This is a genomic window from Lysobacter sp. 05T417, assembly GCF_056396405.1.
Window position 1 is genome coordinate 39,344 of sequence record NZ_JBFTLK010000001.1, and the last position, 21,980, is coordinate 61,323.

Below are 21,980 nucleotides of genomic sequence, written 5' to 3' on the forward strand. Positions count from 1 at the left end.
CCGTTGCCGATAAATCCACTTTAAAAACCCCCGCAACTGCTTGTTTCTGCGTGGGAATCGGGCAGCAGACGGACCCCGTTCCGTGCTATGATTTCGTGTCCATTTGAAGCCGTCGACGACGGGCTGTCAGAGGGCCCCTGACGGGGTCCGCGACGCAGGCCCGCCGGGCAGTTGCAGCGGCGGTGTTCAAACGTGATGCCCGACCGCAGTCGTCGCTGCGGACAACCAACGAACGGAAACCTGATGGCCGAACTCGCCAAGGAAATCATCCCGGTAAATCTCGAAGACGAGATGCGTCGCAGCTACCTCGATTACGCCATGAGCGTCATCGTGGGGCGCGCGCTCCCGGACGCGCGCGACGGACTCAAGCCGGTCCACCGCCGCGTGCTCTACGCGATGAACGAGCTCGGTGCCCACAGCAACAAGCCGTATTACAAATCGGCGCGTATCGTCGGTGACGTCATCGGTAAGTACCACCCGCACGGCGACACCGCGGTCTACGACACGCTGGTGCGCATGGCCCAGCCGTTCTCGCTGCGCTACATGCTGGTCGACGGCCAGGGTAACTTCGGCTCGATCGACGGCGACAACGCCGCGGCGATGCGATACACCGAAGCGCGCATGTCGCGCATCGCCCATGAGCTGATGGCGGACATCGACAAGGAAACCGTCGACTTCCAGCCCAACTACGACGAGAAGGAACTCGAGCCCACGGTCATGCCGACCCGTGTGCCGAACCTGCTGGTCAACGGCTCGGCCGGCATCGCCGTCGGCATGGCGACCAATATCCCGCCGCACAACCTGTCGGAAGTGATCGACGCGACCATCGCGCTGATCGATGACCCGACGATCGATGTCGATGGCCTGATCCAGTACATCCCGGGCCCGGACTTCCCGACCGCGGGCATCATCAACGGCACGGCCGGCATCGTGAATGCCTACCGCACCGGCCGCGGCCGCGTGCGCATGCGCGCGCGCGCCGAGATCGAGGTGGCCGACAACGGCCGCGAAGCGATCGTGGTCTCCGAGATCCCGTACCAGGTCAACAAGGCGCGGCTGATCGAGAAGATCGCCGAGCTGGTCAAGGAAAAGAAGCTCGAAGGCATCAGCGAGCTGCGCGATGAGTCCGACAAGGACGGCATGCGCATCTACATCGAGGTCAAGCGCGGCGAATCGGCCGAGGTCGTCCTCAACAACCTCTATCAGCAGACGCAGATGGAGTCGGTGTTCGGCATCAACATGGTCGCCATTGTCGATGGCCGCCCCAAGCTGCTGAACCTGAAGGACCTGCTGGAAGTGTTCGTGCGCCACCGCCGCGAGGTGGTGACCCGCCGCACCATCTTCGAGCTGCGCAAGGCCCGCCAGCGCGCACACATCCTCGAAGGCCTGACCGTTGCGCTGGCCAACATCGACGAGATGATCGAGCTGATCAAGACCTCGGCCAACCCCAACGAAGCGCGCGACCGCATGCTCGCCCGCAAGTGGGAAGCCGGCCTGGTCGGTGCGCTGCTGTCGGCGGCCGGTTCCGACGCCTCGCGTCCGGAAGACCTGCCGGTCGGTGTCGGCCTGGTCGATGGTTTCTACCAGCTGACCGAGACCCAGGCCCAGCAGATCCTCGAGATGCGCCTGCACCGCCTGACCGGGCTGGAGCAGGACAAGCTCACCGAGGAATACAAGCTGCTGCTGGAAACCATCCGTGGCCTGATCGAGATCCTCGAGCATCCGAACGTGCTGCTGGAAGTGATCCGCACCGAGCTGCGCAACGTCAAGGAAGAGTTCGGCGACAAGCGTCGCAGCGAGATCCGTGCCAGTGAGGAAGATCTCGACATCCTCGACCTGATCGCGCCGGAAGATGTGGTCGTCACGCTGTCGCATTCGGGCTACGCCAAGCGCCAGCCGGTCAGCACCTACCGCGCGCAGAAGCGTGGCGGCAAGGGCCGTAACGCGGCGGCGACCAAGGACGAGGATTTCATCGACCACCTGTGGCTGGTCAACACGCACGACACGCTGCTGACCTTCACCAGCGCCGGTCGCGTGTTCTGGCTGCCGGTGCACCAGTTGCCCGATGCCGGCCCGAACGCGCGCGGCCGTCCGATCATCAACTGGATCCCGCTGGAAGCCGGCGAGCAGGTGCAGGCCGTGCTGCCGGTGCGCGAGTACGTCGAAGACCAGTTCGTGTTCTTCGCCACCCGCAACGGCACCGTCAAGAAGACGCCGCTGACCGAGTTCGCCTTCCGCCTGCAGCGCGGCAAGATCGCGATCAACCTCGACGACGGCGACGCCCTGGTCGATGTGTCGCTGACCGATGGCACCCGCGACATCATGCTGTTCGCAAGCAACGGCAAGGCCGTGCGCTTCGCCGAAGACGCGGTGCGCTCGATGGGCCGCACGGCCACGGGCGTGCGCGGCATCCGACTCGCCGAGGGCGAGGAGGGCGAGGACGGCGCGCAGGACACCAGCGGCGCGCATGTGGTCAGCCTGATCGTGGTCGAAGGCGATGGCGACATCCTCACCGCCAGCGAACGCGGCTTCGGCAAGCGCACTTCGCTGGAGGAGTACCCGCGCAAGGGCCGTGGCACGCAGGGTGTGATCGCGCTCAAGACCACCGAGCGCAACGGCACGCTGGTGGGCGCGGTACAGCTGTCCGATCACCACGATGTGTTGCTGATCTCCGATGGCGGCACGCTGGTGCGTACGCGCGCGGCAGAGATCTCGCAAGTGGGCCGCAACACCCAGGGCGTGACGCTGATGCGCCTGGCCGCCGACGAAAGCCTGCAGACCATCGAGCGCGTCGATGCCTCGCTGGACGTGGACGAAGACGGCACCGATGCGGTGATCGATCCGGGCACCGCCGCAGGATCGGTCGACGTCGCCCCGATTCCGGGCTGATTGATCGCTTTCTACGAAGACGCCGCCGAAAGGCGGCGTTTTCGTTTGTGGACGCGGGCAGCTGTGGAGCCGGGCGGCGCCGCGTTGCCCGGGCGACCTCAGGCAATGCGGGCGAAGACCTCGTCCACGGACAACTGCCCCAGGTCCGCCGTCTCGATCGCATCGAACGCACGCATCCGGATGCCGGTGCGGCGGGCGCTGGTATGCGGCCCGAAAAGCGCCATGCCTGGGGTGCCGAGGGCCGCCGCGAGGTGGGTCGGGCCGGTGTCGTTTCCGACCACGAACGACGCCCTGGCCAGCACCCCGGCAAGGGCGAACCAGTCCAGGAAGCCGGAGGGCCCGAGCAGCACCTGGCAGGGCAGCGTGCGTGCGAGGTCGAGTTCGTCCGGCCCCGGTGCCACCACGACCTGGCGACCAGACTGGACGAGCCGCCGGGCGAGTTCGGCGAAATGCGGCCAGCGCTTTTGCGGGTGACGCGCCGAACTGCCGGGAACGAGCGCGATGTAACCCGGAGCGACGCCCTCGGCGGCGAGCAGCGCCGAAACGTCGTCGGCCATCCAGGCCACGTCCGGTGTACCGGTATGCGTCGGCTCCACGCCCGCAGCGGCGAGCAGGCGCGCGTAGGCGGCGCGGTCGGGGGCCGCGCTGGAGCCGGGGTTGTCCTTGCCATGCCATGCCAGCCCGGGCGTCATCAGGTGCCGGTACAGGCGCGTGCGCTGGCTGCCCTGGAGGTCGTAGACGCGGGCGAAGCCCGATTCGCGGAGCCTGCGCAGCAACGCCAGGTTGCCAGGCAGGTTCAGCAGTGGCGCACGCGGGTCGTCGATCAGCGTGTCCACGTGCGGACAGCGCTGCATCAGCCGGTGGAACTGGGGCGCGACCAGCAGGCTGATATGCGCGCCCGGGTGATGCGCGCGGATGTCGCGCAGGGCGCCGTCGGCCTGGACCAGGTCGCCGAACGAGCCCTGGCGGATCACCAGGATCTGCTGTCGCGGTCCGGGAATGCGGTCGGGCATGGCGGCGCCTGGTTCGCTGGCGGGGGGAAGCAGGTCTTCGCGCAGCATGGTGGTCCGGGAAAGGCGTTGGGATCGTCGGGGCCCGCTGCGCGGATGATCGCACAAGCGCTCACATCGCCGTGGTGGCGCGTCCACATGCGGCCTGTTGCGGGGCCCGTTGCGTGGCATGTTCCATGGCCGATCGCGTGTGCCGATCGCGTGTGCCGATCGCGTGATCCGATCCGATGGCGATGCTCCTATACTTCGCCAAAATCAGGGGAGGTCGCATGAAGCGCGTATCCGTTGCGGAAGGAACCGTCCACGCCCCATTGTCTGCAACGTCCCGGGTCCGGCCGCTCCTGCGCCTGATCGCCATCGGCATGGCAGCGCTGCTGATGCTCTGCGCCTGCAAGCGCGATCCCGACGGCCAGTTGCCCGCGGTCAGTGGCGAAGCGGTGCACGCCAGGCGCGAGGCGGTGCAGGGTTTCGCGCTGGTCGCCGCCTACCCGGACCAGAGGGCCGACGAGCAGATGGCCATCGCGCTCGAGTTCAGCCGGCCGCTGGTGGGCAGCCAGTCGTTCGACGAACTGATTGCCGTCGCCGATGGGAATGGCGCGGTTGTCGAGGGCAGCTGGGTGCTGTCGGACGACGCAAAGATGCTGCGCTTCCCGCACGTGGCGGCCAGTCGCGACTACGTGGTGACGATCAAGGGCGGGCTGACCGCCGCCGCCGGCGACCGGCTGGGGCAGGAGCTTCGCAAGCAGGTCCACACCGGGCCGCTCGACCCCGTGGTCGGCTTCGCCTCGCAGGGCAGCGTGCTGCCGGCGCGCGAGAGTCGGGGACTGCCGGTGGTGTCGGTGAATGTCGCCGAAGTCGACGTCGAGTTCCTGCGCGTTAAAGACAAGGAGCTGCCGCGGTTCTTCGCCCAGTACCAGCGCGGTGGACGGCGCAGCAGCTGGGAGCTGGCCAACGACTACGGCGACAAGACGCCGATGGATCACCTTGCCGAGCCGGTCTACGTGAACCGGTTCGTGCTCGGTGGCAAGACCAACGAGCGCGTGCTTACGTACCTGCCGTTGCAGGACATCAAGGAACTGCAGCAGCCAGGCCTGTACTTCGCGGTTATGAAGCGCACGGGCCAGTTCCAGAACAGTTTTGAAACCGTGTTCTTCACGGTCAGTGACCTGGGTGTGCACGTGCGCGCCTACCAGGACAAGCTCTTCGTCCACACCGCGTCGCTGCACACCGGATCGGCAGTGGGCGCGGTCGAGCTGAAGGTGCTCGACGACAAGGGCGAGACGGTGCTGAAGGGCGAGACCGACGGCAACGGCAATGCCATGCTCGGCTACAAGCTCGATGCCGCGCACGTGCTGGTCGCAACGCACGGCAAGGATGTGTCGATGCTGCCGTTCAACCAGCCGGCGCTCGACCTGTCCGAGTTCGCGGTGAGCGGTCGTGAGCAGGCATGGTTCGACGTGTTCGCCTGGTCCGGGCGCGACCTGTATCGCCCCGGCGAAACGGTGCGGGTTTCGGCGTTGCTGCGCGACCAGGACGGTCAGCCGGTCGCGACCAGGGGCAAGCCACTGCAACCGCTGTTCCTGCGCTACGTCCAGCCCGACGGCAAGACGTTCGTCGAGACGCGCCTGCAACCGGACGCGCAGGGCTACGTGCGACATGCGCAGGTGATCCCGGTGGATGCGGCGACTGGCCGCTGGCGCATCGAGTTCCGAACCGATCCGGGCAGCAAGGAAGCGGTGCAGGGCATGGCGTTGCGGGTCGAGGAGTTCCTGCCCGAGCGGCTCAAGCTGGACCTGCAGGCACAGCCCGTGTTGAGGCCGGGCGAGCCGCTGCACCTGGCGGTGGACGGCGCTTACCTATACGGCGCCCCTGCTGCCGGAAACCGCTTCACCGCCAAGCTGGCGGTGGCGGTGGAGCAGCATCCGCTGGAACAGATGCCCGGTTACTTCTTCGGCGACCCGACGATGTCGCTGCCCAAGGAAGCCAAGGACGTCATCGATACCAAGCTCGATGCCAGCGGCAAGTTGCAGCAGGACATCGCACTGCCGGCCGAAGCCAGGCCGGTCAGCACGATCGCCGCGATAGTCACCGGCAGTGTCTTCGAGAGCGGCGGCCGCAGCGTCAACCGCAGCGTCAAACGCGTGCTGTGGCCAGCCGGCGCGCTGGTCGGCGTGCGCCCGTTGTTCGACGACAAGGAAGGCACCGATGCCAACGCGACCGCGGGCTTCGAACTGACCCGGGTCGACAGTGCCGGCAAGCCGCGCGCCGGCAAGGGCCTGCGCGTGACCCTCGTCCGCGAGCATCGTGACTACCACTGGAACTACCAGGACGATGGCGGCTGGGATTACGACTTCACCCGGCGCTACGAAGACATCCAGACGCGCACCCTGGATGTCGGCCAGGCGCCGCAGCGGATCGACTTTCCGGTGGAGTGGGGCGATTACCGCGTCGATGTGTTCGATCCCGCGACGAAACTCACCACCCGCTACCCCTTCACCGCCGGGTGGAGCTGGGACGACGACAACCGCGGCCTGGACGCGCGCCCGGACAAGGTCAAGCTCGCCCTCGACAAGACCGCCTATCGCGCCGGCGACACACTCAAGGTAACGCTGACGCCGCCGCACGAAGGCAAGGGCCTGCTGATGGTCGAGAGCGACCGCATGCTCTTCGTGCAGGACATCGACGCCAAGGCCGGCAGCACCTATGAGATTCCGGTGACCGCCGACTGGGAGCGCCATGACGTGTATGTCACCGCACTGGTGTTCCGCGGCGGCAGCGCGCCCAGCAAGGTCACGCCCGCGCGCGCCGTCGGCGTGGCGCACGTGGCGATGGACCGGCGCGAGCGCAAGGTCGCCGTTGGCCTGTCGGCGCCGGCGCTGATGCAGCCCGGTCACGACCTGCCGGTGACGGTGAGCGTGCCGCAGCTGGCGGGCCAGGATGCATTCGTGACCGTATCCGCCGTCGACGTCGGCATCCTCAACATCACCCGTTTCCCGGTGCCGGACGCGGCCGCGCATTTCTTCGCCCAGCGTCGCCTCGGCGTCGATGCCTACGATGTCTACGGCCGCGTGATCGAGAGTTTCGAGGGCGGCATCGCCAAGCTGCGCTTCGGCGGCGACATGGCGCTGGCGGCCTTGCCGCAGGCGCGGCGTCCAACGGCGCGGGTGCAGACCGTGGACCTGTTTGCCGGACCGGTGAAGCTGGACGCAAGAGGCAATGCGCGCATCAACCTGGCAGTGCCGGACTTCAACGGCACGTTGCGCGTGTCGGCGCTTGCGTTCTCGGGCAACCGCTACGGCAGTCGCGATCGCGAGACGGTCGTGCGGGCGCCGGTTCTGGCCGAGGCCAGCCTGCCGCGCGTGCTCGCACCCGGCGACCGCAGCAACGTCACCCTCGACATACAGAACTTCACCGGACGCGATGGCCAGTTCAAGGTCGAGGTCAACGGTGAAGGCCCGCTGGCGCTGACCGCTGGCGCGCGCAATGCGAGCCTGGCTGCGCAGGCCAAGGCCACTTACACCTTCCCGTTGCAGGCGAAAGAGGGTTACAGCACCGCGCAGGTACGCGTGCGGGTGCAGGGTAACGGCTACACGGTCGACCGCCGCTACGATGTGCCGGTGCGGCCGGCGTGGCCTTCGGTGGTGCGTGCACGCACGCGCGTGCTCGATGCGGCCGGCCCGCTGCAGTTCGACACCGGCCTGGCCGACGGCCTGATGAGTGAATCGGTGACTGCACGCCTGTCGGTCAGTGCGCTGCCGCCGATTCCGTTCGCGAGTGCGCTGCAGGGCGCGCTCGACTATCCCTATGGCTGCGCCGAACAGACCACGAGCAAGGGCTTTGCCGCGCTCGAGCTCGATGACGCTACGGCGAAGATGCTCGGGGCGAAGGGGCTGGATGCGAAGGCGCGCCGTACGCGCATGGAAGGTGCGTTCGGGCGCCTGGCGGCGATGCAGATCGGCTCTGGCCACTTCTCGATGTGGGGCAGTGGCGACTACGTCAATCCCCTGATCACGCCCTACGTCGTCGAGTTCCTGCTCGACGCGCGCGAGGCCGGGTTCGCCGTGCCCGATGCGGTGTTGCAGAAGGCGCTGAAGGTGCTCAGCGATGACCTGCTGTCGGGGGGGCAGGGGTTCTATGGCTACGACTCCCGCGATCACCTCAAGTTCGCCTACCAGGCCTACGCCGGTTTCGTGCTCGCGCGCGTGAACCGCGCGCCACTGGGCACCCTGCGCGCGCTCTACGACAACGATCGCAAGCAGAGCCTGACCGGCCTGCCGCTGGTGCACCTTGGCCTGGCACTGACCCTGCAGGGCGACAAGGCACGTGGCGGCAAGGCCATTGCGGACGGGTTCGCACGCGACTCCGTCGATCGTCCCGAATACCTCGGCGACTACGGCAGCCGCATCCGCGACGATGCACTGATGATTGCGCTGCTTCATGAGCGCGGCCTGGCCATACCGGCCTACGATGCTCGCGCGGTGGAGCTGGGCAAGGAGCTCGATGCGCGCCGCAACAGCGGCTGGATGTGGCTCAGCACGCAGGAGCAGGTGGCGCTGGTGCGTCTGGGCAAGGCGCTCGCGGCGGAGCAGGGCAAGCAGGTTTCGGGGCAGTGGAAGATCGGCGATGTCGTCACCGATGCGCCGGCCGCGCGCCTGGTCGGTCGTGTGTTCGATTACGCCACGTTGCTGCGCGGCGTGTCCTTCAACGCCAAGGGCGAGCCGCCGCTGTACGCCAGCCTGGAAGTGGCCGGCGTCCCGCGGCGCGCCCCGGAGCCGGATGACTCGTTGATCAAGGTGACGCGCCGGTACTTCGCCACCGATGGCAAGGAGTGGAGCGGCGGCAAGCTGGAGGAGGGCGAGGCGCTGATCGTGCAGGTCGCGATCACCAGCCATCGCGACATGCCCGATGCACTGCTGACCGACCTGCTGCCGGCCGGACTGGAGATCGAGAACTTCAACCTCGGAGACGGCAAGCAGTGGGCGGGCGTGGTCATCGACGGCATCGAGATCGCCGACCACGATGATGCGGCCGAGGTCCGCCACGAGGAGTTCCGCGATGACCGCTACGTCGCCGCGCTCAAGCTCGACAGTGGCGACACCGCGCGGCTGTTCTACCTGCTGCGCGCGGTGACACCGGGCACCTACACCGTGCCGCCGCCGCTGGTGGAAGACATGTACCGGCCGGATCTGCGTGGCGTGGGCAAGTCCGTGCCGGCCACCGTGACGGTGACGCAACCCGGAGGCGGGTGATCGCAGCGCCACCCGCCACCGTCATCCCGGCGAACGCGGCGCCCCTCAAGCGCAGGTGGCATCGCCCTGCGCTCAAGGCGATGCTCACCGCGCTGACGCTTGTCACCGCGGCCATGCTCCTGGACCTGGCATTCCCACTGCCGTTGCCCGACCGCGACGACGAGGGCGCGGTTGTCGTGGCCGCCGATGGAACGCCATTGCGCGCATTCGCCGATCGTCGCGGCATCTGGCGCTATCCGACGACGATCGACCAGGTCTCGCCGCTGTATCTGCAGGCGCTGCTGAACTACGAAGACCGCTGGTTCTGGCGGCACCCCGGCGTCAATCCGGTGGCGATGCTGCGCGCCGGCGGGCAGTGGCTGCGCAGCGGCCGGGTGGTGTCCGGCGGCTCGACGCTGACCATGCAGGTCGCGCGGATACTTGATCCTGCACTGCGCACGGGCACCCGCACGCCGCCGGCGAAGTTGCGCCAGCTGCTGCGCGCACTGCAGCTGGAAGTGCACCTGTCAAAACGCGGGATCCTCGCGCTCTACCTGCAACGCGCGCCTTTCGGCGGCACGGTCGAAGGCGTCGAAGCCGCCAGCTGGGCCTATCTCGGCAAGCCGGCGTCGCGGCTGTCGCATGCCGAAGCGGCGCTGTTGACGGTGCTGCCGCAGGCACCCGGGCGGCTGCGCCCGGACCGTGATCCCGGCCGCGCCCGCATCGCCCGCGACAAGGTGCTGACGCGGATGCAGGCATTGCAGGTGTGGTCGCCCGATGCGGTCGCCGACGCACGCATCGAACCGGTCGTGGCGCGATCGCTGCATCCACCCCTGCATGCACCCTTGCTGGCGCAGCGTCTGCGCTTCGAATTTCCACGCTCGCCCAGGCTGGTATCGACGCTGGATGCGGAGTTGCAGCGCACGCTCGAGGAAAGGGTCGCTGGTTACTTCTCCGACCTGCCGCCGCGTACTTCGGCTGCGCTGCTGGTGGTCGACAACGCCACGCTGGAAGCGCGCGCCTACGTCGGCTCGGTCGCCTTCACCGATACCGAACGGCTGGGGCATGTCGACATGGTCAAAGCCTGGCGCTCGCCAGGTTCGACGCTCAAGCCGTTCCTGTACGGGCTGGCGCTGGATGACGGCCTGATCCACTCGGAAAGCCTGCTGGTCGATGCGCCGCAATCGTTTGGCGGCTACCGGCCGGGCAATTTCGACGCGGCGTTCAACGGTCCGGTCAGCGCGGCGCAGGCGCTGCGCCTGTCGTTGAACGTTCCGGCCGTGGACCTGCTCGACCGGGTGGGTCCATCGCGTTTCGCTGCGCGCCTGGCGCACGCGGGCATTCGCCTGCAGTGGCCGCGTGGCGGGGCGCCAAACCTGGCGATGATCCTCGGCGGTACCGGCGCCAGGCTCGAGGACCTGGTGGGCGCCTACGCCGCGCTCAACCGCGACGGCGTCGCCGGACGCGTGCGTTACACCGCAGGTGCGGCGCACATCGACCGGCGTGCGATGTCGCCCGGCGCGGCCTGGATCGTGCGCGAAATCCTCGAGGCGAACCCGCGCCCGGGCAGCGTCGCCGATACGTTCGAACCCGGTGGCCGTCCGCGCGTCGCCTGGAAGACGGGCACCAGTTACGGCTTCCGTGACGCCTGGGCGTTGGGCAGCACGCGCCGCCACACCGTCGGGGTGTGGGTTGGCCGCCCGGACGGCACGCCACTGCCCGGCCAATACGGCGCGGTCACGGCATTGCCGTTGTTGTTCGAGGTCATCGACAGCCTGCCGCGTCAGCGCGGCGATTCGTCGCCGCGCCCGATGCCGGCCGATGTCGCCAGCGTCGAAGTGTGCTGGCCACTCGGACTGCCGCCCGACCCGCAGGCGCCGCAGTTGTGCCAGCGACGCCTGCAGGCGTGGACCCTGGACGGCTCGCAGCCGCCGACGATGGCCGAGCGCGATGCGCGGTTATGGAATGCCGGGATCGAGCGCTTCGACGTCGATGCACGCAGTGGCCTGCGCCTGTCGGGCGAGTGCTCCGCAGCGCATGTGCGCGCACCGCGCCAGCTGGCGCGCTGGCCGGTACTGGCATCGCCGTGGTTGCCGGCGGAAACACGCCGGGCAGCGCGATTGCCGCCGCTGGCCGCCGACTGCGCCGCCGACGGACGCGACGCGGTCGAGGAATTGCGGATCGATGGTCTGGCCGACCGGGCCACGCTTGCCCGTGCTCCCGGCAGCGAACATCCGGTGCGATTGTCCCTGCGTGCGCTGGGCAGCGATGCGCGGATCCGCTGGTTGCTCGATGGCCGGCTGATCGGCGAGTCGGCCGGCGCGGCGTCGTTCGTCCACGACTTCGGCGAAACCGGCCCGCACACGCTGACGGCGCTGGCCGACAGCGGTGCCTGGTCGCGGTTGCAGTTCAGCGTGCTGCGCTGACTGCGGCGGTGTTGCTCAGAGGTCCTGCTTGAGCTGCGCCAGCATGTGCTCGGCCGAAGACACCCGGAACTCACCTGGCGCCTCGACGTTGAGCAGCTTCACCACGCCGTCCTCGGCATACAGGGCGAAGCGCTTGGCGCGGCGGCCCATGCCATAGGCGCTGGCGTCGAGTTCCAGGCCGAGCGCGCGGGCGAAGTCGCCGTTGCCGTCGGCCAGCATCATCAGGCCTTCGGGCACGTGCTGGCTTTCGCCCCAGGCCTGCATCACGAACGGATCGTTGACCGACATGCAGGCCACTTCGATGCCCTGGCTGCGGAACTCGTCGAAGTGCTGCACGAAGCCGGGCAGGTGCTTCTCCGAGCAGGTCGGCGTGAACGCGCCCGGCACCGCGAACAGGACGATGTTGCGTCCGTCGAACAGGGCATTGGTGTCGAGGGTTTCCACACCCTCGCGGATGCGCTGCAGGGTGACTTCGGGGATGTGATCGCCGATCTGGATGGTCATGGAGGACTCCGGTGAGAATGGGCAGCATACTGGCAGCGCCCGCAATGCCGCGTCAAAGTCACTTGAAATCGACTGCGCGGCTGGCATTGTCTGCGGCGTGCCGGAACGCACGTTCGCCGGACGTTTCCGGGCGCGCCAGTCGCGGCGCATGCATCGAGGGAGCCACACCATGCAGTTCAAGGATTACTACGAAACCCTGGGCGTCGAGCCCAGCGCCGGCGAGGCCGAGATCAAGACGGCCTACCGTCGCCTCGCCCGAAAGTTCCACCCCGACGTCAGCAAGGAAGCCGGCGCCGAGGACAAGTTCAAGGCGATCAACGAAGCCTACGAGGCGCTGCGCGACCCGCAGAAGCGCGCCGCGTACGATCAGTTGCGCGCGCGCGGTTATCGACCCGGCGATGAGGTGCAACCTCCGCCCGGCGGATTCGGCGGCGGCGGTTACGGTGGCGTCGACTTCGAGGAGATCTTCGCCGGCGGCGGCGCCGGCGGCGGCTTCAGCGATTTCTTCGAAAGCATGTTCGGTCGCGGTCGCGGCGGCGGTTTCGGCCAGCGCGGTCCGCAAGCGCGCGGCAGCGGCGACACGCGCGCCAAGCTGGCGGTCTCGCTGGAAACCGTCCATGACGGCGGCAGCGTGCGCATCGCCGTCAACGAACGCACGCTCGACGTGCGCATCCCCAAGGGCATCCGGCCGGGCCAGGTCATCCGCCTGGCCGGGCAGGGTGTGCAGGGCGATCTGTTGCTGGAGATCGAGTACGCCGCGCACCCGCAACTGGAAGTCGACGGGCTCAACGTGATCTATGTGTTGCCGCTGGCGCCATGGGAAGCGGCGCTGGGCGCTTCGGTCAGCGTGCCGACACTGGGTGGCCCGGTGGAGCTGAAGATCCCCGCCAACTCCGAGGCCGGCCGCAAGCTGCGCCTGCGCGGACGCGGATTGCCGGGGGATGCAGCGGGCAGGATCGCGCCGGGTGACCAGCTGGTCGAACTGGAAGTGCTCGCACCGCGTGCGCACAACGAGGCGCAGCGGGCGGCCTACGAAACGATGCGGGAAGCATTCGGCGACGACTGGCGCCGCGTCTGAGGACTCGTGGCCGGGTTGGCGGCCAGTTTGGCGATCCAGGCAGCCTGGATCGCCGGTGTCCGGATCAGGCGGGGATCATCTGCGAGATGATGTCGGCCAGGTCGTTCTCGCTGAAAGGCTTGGTGATGTAGGCCTTGGCGCCTTGGCGCATGCCCCACACGCGGTCGGTATCCTGGTCCTTGGTGGTGACCAGCACGACCGGGATGTGCTTGGTGCCCGGATCCCGGCAGATCGAACGCGTCGCCTGGAAACCGTTGAGATTGGGCATGACGACGTCCATCAGCACCATGTCGGGCAGCTCGCGCTTGGCCGCTTCCACGCCGGCAGCGCCATCCTCGGCAGTCAGTGCCTCGTGGCCAAGCTTCTCGACGATGCGACGGATACCCATCAGCTGCGACGGCGAGTCGTCGACGATCAGAATGCGCGCCATATGTTCCCCCTGAACCTGACGCGATTGTAGCGGTCGGCGATGGGGCCGCAATAGCCGTCGCCGAATCGGACGGGGAGCTGGCACCGGAACTGGGAACCGGGTGCCGGTTGCGGCAGAGTCCCGGCGGGCCGGCAGGGCAGGCGCGCTCAGCCCACCGCGACCAGCGTGCGCCCAAGCGAACCGCCCGCCAGCATCGTTGCGAACACCTCGGGCAACTGTTCCAGCCGTACTTCGCGCGTGCAGATGCGCTCGAGATGACGCGGCTTCCAGTCGCTGGCCAGGTGCTGCCAGACGGCCTGGCGGATGTCGCGGGCAGTGCCGGCCGAGGCGACGCCCAGCAGCGACACGCCGCGAATGATGAAAGGCATCACGGTGGCGTCGAGTTCGGCCGTGGCGGCCAGCCCGGCGCTGGCGACATTGCCATACGGCACGGTCTGCGCGAGCAGGCTGGTCAGCATCGGTCCACCGACGTTGTCGAGACCACCGCCGAAGCGCGCCGTTTCCATCGGCCGCGTCGTGGCAAGGGCGTCGCGCCCGAGCACTTCGCTGGCGCCAATCTCCTTGAGGTAGTCGCTCTGTTCGGCCTTGCCGCTGATCGCGTGCACCTGGTAGCCGGCGCGACTGAAGATGTCCAGGGCCAGCGAGCCCACGCCGCCGCTGGCACCGGTGACAGCGAGCGGACCGAGCTCGGGCGTCTGCCGGTTTTCGGTCATGCGCAACAGCGCCAGCGCGGCGGTGAAGCCGGCAGTGCCCAGGATCATGCTCTCGCGCAGGCTCAGCCCCTTGGGCAGCGCGATCACCCACTTCGATTCCAGCCGCGCGTACTGGCTGTAACCACCGTCGCGCGTTTCGCTCAGCCCGCAGCCGGTGACGAGGACTTCGTCGCCCTCGCGGAACGCCGGATCGGTCGATGCCACCACATGGCCGGCGACATCGATGCCACCCACCAGCGGGAACCGGCGCAGGATCTTGCCCTGGCCGGTGCCGGCGAGGGCGTCCTTGAAATTGACCGAAGAGTAGGCGGTGCGGATGACCACTTCGCCCGGCGCCAGGTCGTCGACCGAAACCGCTTCGATGCCACTGCGGTAACCAGCGTCGTCGTTATGGATGCGGAAGGCGTTGAATGAAGTCGGAATCTTCATGGTCGTGTTTCCTGAGGGGGTTATCGCAGCGCCTTGCGTCGCTTCTCGTCCATCCACTTCGACGCTGCCGCAGGCTCGTACGCCTCCATCCACGACAGCATCGCGCCGATGTCGTCGCCGTGCCACAGGTCCTCGCGCTGGTCCGGGTGCAGGAAACGCTCGGACACCATGCGGTCCATCATCGCGATCAGCGGCTCGTAGAAACCATCCACGTCGAGGAAGGTGCACGGCTTGTCGGCAATGCCCAGCTGGCGCCACGTCAGCATCTCGAACATCTCGTCGAGCGTGCCGAAACCGCCGGGCATGGCGATGAAGCCGTCCGACAGGTCGAACATACGCGCCTTCCGCTCATGCATCGAGCCGACCACTTCGAGGTGGGTCACGCCCTTGTGCGCGACCTCCCAGTTGACCAGTTGCTCGGGGATCACGCCGGTCACTTCGCCACCGGCGGCGAGCACGGAATCGGCAACCACGCCCATCAACCCGACATTGCCGCCGCCATAGACCAGGCCGATCCCGCGCTTGGCCAGTTCCGTGCCCAGGGCGATCGCGCGCTCGGTGTAGATGGGCTTGGCGCCGGCATTGGAGCCGCAATAGACGCAGACATTCTTCATTTCATTGACCGGGATGGACAGGCAGGACGGGGCGGACGTTCATCGTGCGCGGAACAGGACGATGCCGGACATGCGCACCATCTCCTCACGCAGGCGCCTGGGCTGCAGCAGGCGCAGCAGTTTCCACAGCCAGGCGTGCGGCGCGGTGCGATTGAGGCGCAGCGATTCGGTCCAGCTCGAGCGGAACTCGACCTCGTCCCAGCCGAAGGGCGCGAAGAAGGCGGTGCCCTCGGCCGGGCCAAACCGGAATGGCGCATTGCCTTCACGCAGCTTCGGCGACCAGCGCTTCTCGAGGAACTTCAGCAATCTCGGCGAGGCCAGGTCGGTCAACCACCACTGTGCCTGTGCCACGTCGTGCAGGTCGGCGGCAAGTTCGGCGACGTTCTCGGCCTCCAGGTAAACCAGCAGGCCCTCGGTGATCACCAGCATGGGGCCGTGGCCGGCGGCATGGGCGAAGACTTCATGGCGCACCGCGCGTTCGCGCAGATCGGCAGGGATGAACTCGACCGCGCAGTTCGGCGTTTCGCTGGCCATGTGCCGGCGGAAGTGGTCGACCATGTCGGGGAGGTCGACATGCAACCAGCGCAGCGTCGAGGGCAGCGGCAAGCGGTAGGCGCGCGCATCCAGTCCCGCAGCCAGGTTGAGCACCGTGGTCGCGCCCTGCTGCACGCAGCGCAGGATGATCTCGTCCATGACCGCCGTGCGCACCACCATCGGCCAGCTCATCGACGCGCCCTGCGGCATCGCATCGACGATGGCCTGGCCGCGTTCCCCGGCGAGACGGCGCGCATACGGGTCGCGGAAGATCGCGTCCGGGCGGTCGCTCTCCATCGCGCGATAGACCGCCACCCAGGCGGCGGTGTCGGAGACGTTACGGATCGGGTTGGCGTCAGCCATCGTTGTGCTCCTGTCGTGAACGCAAAAGGCCGCCAGCACCTGCGTGATGGCGGCCTTCCGGCTCGATGATCGGCGACGAGATCTGCGAGACGATCAGTTCGCCTTGTGGATCGAGCGCTTGTCGACCGCCATGGCGGCGTCGTGGATCGCCTCCGACAGCGTCGGGTGGGCGTGGCAGATGCGCGCCAGGTCGTCGGCCGAGCCCTTGAACTCCATCGTCAGCACGCCTTCGTGGACGAGCTCGGAAACACCGACGCCGACCAGGTGCAGGCCCAGGACCAGGTCCGTCTCGGCATGCGCGATCACCTTGACGAAGCCGGCCGGCTCGCCCATCGCCACGGCGCGGCCGATGGCGGCGAACGGGAAGCTGCCCGTCTTGAACGGCGTGCCTTCGGCCTTGAGCTGCTGCTCGGTCTTGCCGACCCAGGCAATCTCCGGCTCGGTGTAGATCACCCACGGTACCGTGTCGAGGTTGACGTGGCCCGGCAGGCCGGCGATCAGCTCGGCCACGGCGATGCCTTCCTCGAAGCCCTTGTGCGCCAGCATCGGCCCGCGCACGCAGTCACCGACCGCCCAGACACCGTTGACGCCGGTGTGGCAATGCTCGTCGACTTCGATCATGCCGCGGGCATCGAGCTTGACGCCGGTGCCATCGGCCAGCAGGCCCTTGCTGGCGGCGCGACGGCCGACCGAAACCAGCAGCTTGTCGACTACGATCGTCTTCTCGCCTTCGGCGTCGGTGTAGGTGACTTCGACTTCCTTCGACTTGCCCTTGGTCTTCACTTCGGCCTTGCTCACCTTCGCGCCGAGCTTGATGTCCAGGCCCTGCTTCTTGAACTCGCGGGCGGCGGTCTTTGCGACCTCGGCATCGGCGGCGGCAAGGAAGTCGGGCAGGGCTTCGAGGATGGTGACCTCGGCGCCCAGGCGCTTCCACACGCTGCCCAGCTCAAGGCCGATCACGCCGGCGCCGATCACGCCAAGGCGCTTGGGCACGGCGGTGAAGTCGAGCGCGCCGACGTTGTCGACGATGGTGTCGTTGTCGAACTTGGCGAACGGCAGCTCGATCGAATCCGAACCGGCAGCCAGGATCACGTTGGTGCCCTTGAGCTCGACCTCGGAACCGTCGTGCTGCTTGACCTTCACCACGTTGCCCGGCTGCAGCTGGCCAAAACCATAGAACGGCGTGATCTTGTTGGCCTTGAACAGCATCGCGATGCCGCCGGTGAACTGCTTCACGATCTTGTCCTTGCGGGCGATCATGGTGCCGACGTCGATCTTGGCGTCCTTGGTGGTGATGCCGTGCTCACCGAACAGGTGCTGCAGGTTGTAGAACTGGCGCGAGCTGTCGAGCAGCGCCTTGGACGGAATGCAGCCCACGCGCAGGCAGGTGCCGCCGAGGGCGGGCTTGCCGTCCTTGCCGAGCGCGGCGTCGATGCACGCGGTCTTCAGGCCGAGCTGGGCGGCGCGGATGGCGGCGTGGTAGCCGGCCGGGCCGGCGCCGATGACGACAACGTCGAAGGTCTGCTGTTCGCTCACGATTTTGATCCTTTGCTTTTCATTCACCAAATCACATGCCCAGCAGCATGCGGTGCGGATTCTCGAGCTGGTTTTTGATGTCGACCAGGAACAGCACCGCTTCCTTGCCGTCGATGATGCGGTGGTCGTACGAGAGCGCGATGTACATCATCGGCGCAGCAATGACCTGGCCGTTCTCGACGATCGCGCGTTCCTTGATGGCATGCATGCCCAGGATCGCCGACTGCGGCGGGTTGACGATTGGCGTCGACATCAGCGAACCGAAGGTGCCACCGTTGGTGATCGTGAACGTGCCGCCTTGCAGGTCATCGAGGCCGAGCTTGCCGTCGCGCGCCTTCTTGGCGTAATCGGCGATGCCCTTCTCGATGTCGGCAAAGCCCATGCGCTCGACATTGCGCAGCACCGGCGTGACCAGGCCCTTCTCGGTCGAGACCGCGATCGAGATGTCGGCGTAGCCGTGGTAGATCACGTCATTGCCGTCGACCGAGGCATTGACCACCGGGTACTTCTGCAGCGCGTTGGCGGCGGCCTTGGCGAAGAAACTCATGAAGCCCAGCTTGATGCCGTTGGCCTTCTCGAACTGCTCGCCCAGCTCCTTGCGCATGGCCATGACCTTGCCCAGGTTGACCTCGTTGAACGAGGTCAGCATGGCGATCGAATTCTTCGACTGCATCAGGCGCTCGGCGATGCGGGCGCGGATTCGGGTCATCGGCACGCGCTCTTCCGGACGCGCGCCGCCGGAGGCGCCGACGCCCTTGCCCGAGGCGTAGTTGACCAGGTCTTCCTTGGTCACCGCGCCGCGACGGCCCGTGCCGTCGACCTGTGCCGGGTCGATGCCCTGGGTGACGGCGGTGAAACGCGCGCCCGGCGGCAGGCTTTCGGTGGCGGCAGCGGCCGGAGCGGCCTTGGCGGCCTCGGCCTTGGGCTGCACCGGCTGCGCTTCGGCCGTCGTGGCGGCAACGTTCTTGGCGTCGATGGCCTCGGCCTTGGTCGCGGCGGCCGGAGCCGCGGCGGCAACCGCGCCGGCTTCGACCACGGCGATCAGCTGCTCGCTGACGACCGTGGTTCCTTCGGCGAACTTGATTTCCTTGAGCACGCCGTCGACGGGCGAGGGGACTTCCAGGACGACCTTGTCGGTTTCCAGGTCAACCAGGTTCTCGTCGCGCTTGACCGCGTCGCCGACTTTCTTGTGCCAGGTCGCGATGGTGGCGTCGGAGACGGATTCGGGCAGAACGGGAACTTTGATTTCGGTGCTCATGGGGTGCGTCCTAATGTCATTCCGAACGTAATGAGGAATCTTGATGCCCGGGCGGCGACGGCGCTGCCCGGGGCGACACGATGGTTACTCTGCGGTGACTTCGCCGCGCAGCGGGTTGCGCAGCGCGTCGGCGACCAGCGCGGCCTGCTCGGCGACATGGTCGGCGAGGTGGCCGGCAGCCGGCGACGGCGAACGCGCGCGACCTGCGTAGTGCAGCGTCTGCCCGGACTGCAGGCAGGCCGCCAGGTGGTGGCGGATCTGGTACCACGCGCCCTGGTTCTGCGGCTCTTCCTGGCACCAGACCACGTCGGTGGCCTTGGTGAAACGCTTGAGTTCGGCCACCAGCTGCGGACGCGGGAACGGATACAGCTGTTCGACGCGGACGATGGCGACGTCGGTCAGGCCCTGCTTCTGCTGTTCCTCGAGCAGGTCGTAGTAGACCTTGCCGCCGCAGAAGACCACGCGCTTGACCTTCTTGGCGTCGGCGCTGGCATCCGGGATCAGCTGCTGGAACTCGCCCTTGGCCAGCTCGTCCATCGTCGACACCGCCAGCTTGTGGCGCAGCAGCGACTTGGGCGTCATCACCACCAGCGGCTTGCGCGTGGTCATGCGCATCTGCCGGCGGATCATGTGGTAGGCCTGTGCCGGCGTGGTCGGCGTGCAGACGATCATGTTCTCCAGCGCGCACAGCTGCAGGAAGCGCTCCAGGCGTGCGGAGCTGTGCTCCGGGCCCTGGCCTTCGTAGCCGTGCGGCAGGAACAGCGCCAGCCCGCACAGACGACCCCACTTGGCCTCGCCCGAGGACAGGAACTGGTCGATCACGACCTGCGCGCCGTTGGCGAAATCGCCGAACTGCGCTTCCCAGATGTCGAGCGTCATGGGATCGGCGGTGGCGTAGCCGTACTCGAACGCCATCACCGCTTCCTCGCTGAGCAGCGAGTCGATGATGGTGACATCCGACGGGTTCTTGACCAGGCGGCGCAGCGGCAGGACGTACTCGTCGTTGGTCTGCTCGTGCAGGATCGCGTGGCGGTGGAAGAACGTGCCGCGACCGCAGTCCTGGCCGACCAGGCGCAGCTTGTAGCCTTCGTCGACGAGGGTGGCGTAGGCCAGGTTCTCGGCGAAGCCCCAGTCGCCGCCGAGCTCGCCGGCGATCATCTTGCGGCGGTCGTCGTAGATCTTGGCCACGCGCGGGTGCAGCTTGAGGTCGGCCGGGACGTCGTTGATGGTGACGGCCAGCTTGTCGAGCTTCTTGCGGTCGAAGGTGGTGTCGACCTTGTCGCTGAGCTTGCCCGAGAGGTAGTTCGACCAGTCGATGGTGAACTCGTCCGGCTTGACCTCGACCACTTCGGTGGTGACCGCGCCGTCGTCGAGCTTCTGGCGGTAGCCGTCGACCAGCGCCTGCGCCTCGTCGGCGCTCAGCGTGCCTTCGGCAACCAGCTTCGTCGCGTACAGCTCGCGCGGCGTCTTGTGCTTGCGGATGATCTGGTACATCACCGGCTGCGTCGCCGCCGGCTCGTCGGCCTCGTTGTGGCCGTGGCGGCGGTAGCAGACCAGGTCGATGACCACGTCCTTGCCGAACCTGTTGCGGAAGTCCAGCGCCAGCTCGGCGCAGAACACCACCGCTTCCGGGTCGTCACCGTTCACGTGCAGCACCGGTGCGTCGACCATCTTGGCCACGTCGGTGCAGTACAGGGTCGAGCGCGCGTCCTGGACGGCGCTGGTGGTGAAGCCGACCTGGTTGTTGATGACGATGTGGACCGTGCCGCCAACGCGGAAACCGCGTGCCTGCGACATCTGGAACAGCTCCATCACCACGCCCTGGCCGGCAAACGCGGCGTCGCCGTGGATCAGGATCGGCAGCACCTGCTGGTGGCCCTTGTCGCCGCGGCGGGTCTGGCGCGAACGAACGCTGCCAACCACGACCGGATCGACGATCTCCAGGTGCGACGGGTTGAACGCCAGCGCCAGGTGGACCGGGCCGCCCGGAGTGGCGACGTCGGCCGAGAAGCCCATGTGGTACTTCACGTCGCCCTGGTGCGCCAGGTCGCTGTGGACGTGCTCGAACTTGCCTTCGAACTCGTCGAACAGGTGACGCGGCGGCTTGCCCAGGGTGTTGATCAGCACGTTGAGACGGCCGCGGTGGGCCATGCCGATGACCACGTCCTTGGCACCCTGTTCGCCGGCGCGGCGCACGGTGGAGTCCATCAACGGGATCAGCGCATCGCCGCCTTCCAGCGAGAAGCGCTTCTGCCCGACGTACTTGGTGCCCAGGTAGCGTTCCAGGCCATCGGCGGCGGTGAGGCGCTCGAGGATGCGCTTCTTGTCATCGCTGCTGCGGCCGAACTTGCCGCCGGCCTTTTCCAGGCGCTCATACAACCAACGCCGCTGTTCGGAGTCGGAGATGTGCATGAACTCGGCGCCGATCGGGCCGGTGTAGGTGGCCTTGAGCAGCGCGAGCAGGTCGCCCAGCTTCATGCGCTCGTTGCCACCGACGCCGCCGGTGCTGAACTCGGCCTTGAGGTCGTTGTTGGTCAGGTGGTGGAAACCCAACTCGAGGTCCGGCGCTTCGGGCTTCTGCAACAGGCCAAGCGGGTCGATGTCGGCACCCAGGTGGCCACGCGACCGGTACGCCGTGATCAGGCGGCCGACTTCGCGCTCGCGCTCGTCGCCTGCACCGGCGGCCACGGAAACGACCCCGCGGGCAGCCATGCGACCGGCCTGGGCGATGGTGTCGATGACGGCCGAATGCGGCACGTCACCGGCTTCGCGGCCCTTGAAGCCGTCGAAATACGCCTTCCATTTCGGGTCGACACTGTCGGGGGAAACCAGGTACTGCTCGTACAGGTCCTCGACGAAAGCGGCATTGGCGCCGAGCTGGGAGGACTGGGAGAACTGCTTCAGGAGACTGTCCACGATGGTGATCGGGAAACTCGGTGGGAGAAGGCGGAGGAGGCCTGGATTGCAC

13 protein-coding genes are annotated in these 21,980 nt (G+C 67.5%); 4 read left to right on the forward strand and 9 right to left on the reverse strand.

Annotated elements, in window-relative coordinates; all coding sequences use genetic code 11:
- The first annotated feature begins 243 nt into the window (after positions 1–243).
- Entirely contained in the window at positions 244–2,889 is a 2,646-nt protein-coding gene (gene gyrA / locus AC1DER_RS00150) for a DNA gyrase subunit A (RefSeq protein ID WP_477245081.1), read from the forward strand.
- A gap of 98 nt (positions 2,890–2,987) precedes the next feature.
- Here the strand turns inward: gyrA and AC1DER_RS00155 are convergent, their stop codons facing one another.
- The gene (locus AC1DER_RS00155) at positions 2,988–3,950 is read right to left on the reverse strand and encodes a glycosyltransferase family 9 protein (RefSeq protein ID WP_477245083.1); all 963 of its coding nucleotides are present in this window, start codon (positions 3,948–3,950) and stop codon (positions 2,988–2,990) included.
- A gap of 311 nt (positions 3,951–4,261) precedes the next feature.
- Here AC1DER_RS00155 and AC1DER_RS00160 point away from each other — a divergent pair, with 311 nt between their 5' ends.
- On the forward strand, positions 4,262–9,148 hold the full coding sequence (locus tag AC1DER_RS00160; protein WP_477245152.1) for an alpha-2-macroglobulin family protein: 4,887 nt from the start codon (positions 4,262–4,264) through the stop codon (positions 9,146–9,148).
- Positions 9,149–9,228: 80 nt separating this feature from the next.
- Complete coding sequence (gene pbpC, locus AC1DER_RS00165; protein ID WP_477245154.1) at positions 9,229–11,553, forward strand: penicillin-binding protein 1C; 2,325 nt, start codon at positions 9,229–9,231, stop codon at positions 11,551–11,553.
- A gap of 15 nt (positions 11,554–11,568) precedes the next feature.
- On the opposite strand, the gene AC1DER_RS00170 is transcribed toward pbpC, so the two are convergent.
- Positions 11,569–12,057: a peroxiredoxin gene (locus AC1DER_RS00170; RefSeq protein ID WP_441814649.1), complete on the reverse strand. Its 489-nt coding sequence runs from the start codon at positions 12,055–12,057 to the stop codon at positions 11,569–11,571.
- A 169-nt stretch (positions 12,058–12,226) separates the two neighbouring features.
- Here AC1DER_RS00170 and AC1DER_RS00175 point away from each other — a divergent pair, with 169 nt between their 5' ends.
- Complete coding sequence (locus AC1DER_RS00175; RefSeq protein WP_441814648.1) at positions 12,227–13,135, forward strand: DnaJ C-terminal domain-containing protein; 909 nt, start codon at positions 12,227–12,229, stop codon at positions 13,133–13,135.
- Between the two features lie 64 nt (positions 13,136–13,199).
- On the opposite strand, the gene pilH is transcribed toward AC1DER_RS00175, so the two are convergent.
- From pilH to AC1DER_RS00210, 7 genes are all read right to left on the reverse strand, one after another.
- A complete protein-coding gene (gene pilH / locus AC1DER_RS00180; RefSeq protein WP_441814647.1) occupies positions 13,200–13,565 on the reverse strand; it encodes a twitching motility response regulator PilH in 366 nt (121 codons plus the stop codon).
- Positions 13,566–13,711: 146 nt separating this feature from the next.
- Positions 13,712–14,707 carry a YhdH/YhfP family quinone oxidoreductase gene (locus AC1DER_RS00185; protein WP_477245086.1) on the reverse strand — a complete coding sequence of 332 codons (996 nt, stop codon included), beginning with the start codon at positions 14,705–14,707 and terminating at the stop codon, positions 13,712–13,714.
- Between the two features lie 20 nt (positions 14,708–14,727).
- Complete coding sequence (locus tag AC1DER_RS00190) at positions 14,728–15,321, reverse strand: LOG family protein (protein WP_441814645.1); 594 nt, start codon at positions 15,319–15,321, stop codon at positions 14,728–14,730.
- Between the two features lie 39 nt (positions 15,322–15,360).
- Positions 15,361–16,218 carry a class I SAM-dependent methyltransferase gene (locus AC1DER_RS00195; RefSeq protein ID WP_441814644.1) on the reverse strand — a complete coding sequence of 286 codons (858 nt, stop codon included), beginning with the start codon at positions 16,216–16,218 and terminating at the stop codon, positions 15,361–15,363.
- Between the two features lie 93 nt (positions 16,219–16,311).
- Positions 16,312–17,754 carry a dihydrolipoyl dehydrogenase gene (gene lpdA, locus AC1DER_RS00200; protein WP_477245089.1) on the reverse strand — a complete coding sequence of 481 codons (1,443 nt, stop codon included), beginning with the start codon at positions 17,752–17,754 and terminating at the stop codon, positions 16,312–16,314.
- Between the two features lie 31 nt (positions 17,755–17,785).
- Entirely contained in the window at positions 17,786–19,012 is a 1,227-nt protein-coding gene (sucB, locus tag AC1DER_RS00205) for a dihydrolipoyllysine-residue succinyltransferase (protein WP_477245091.1), read from the reverse strand.
- A gap of 84 nt (positions 19,013–19,096) precedes the next feature.
- Positions 19,097–21,928, reverse strand: coding sequence for a 2-oxoglutarate dehydrogenase E1 component (locus AC1DER_RS00210; RefSeq protein ID WP_441814641.1), 2,832 nt, complete (start codon positions 21,926–21,928; stop codon positions 19,097–19,099).
- Positions 21,929–21,980 lie beyond the last annotated feature (52 nt).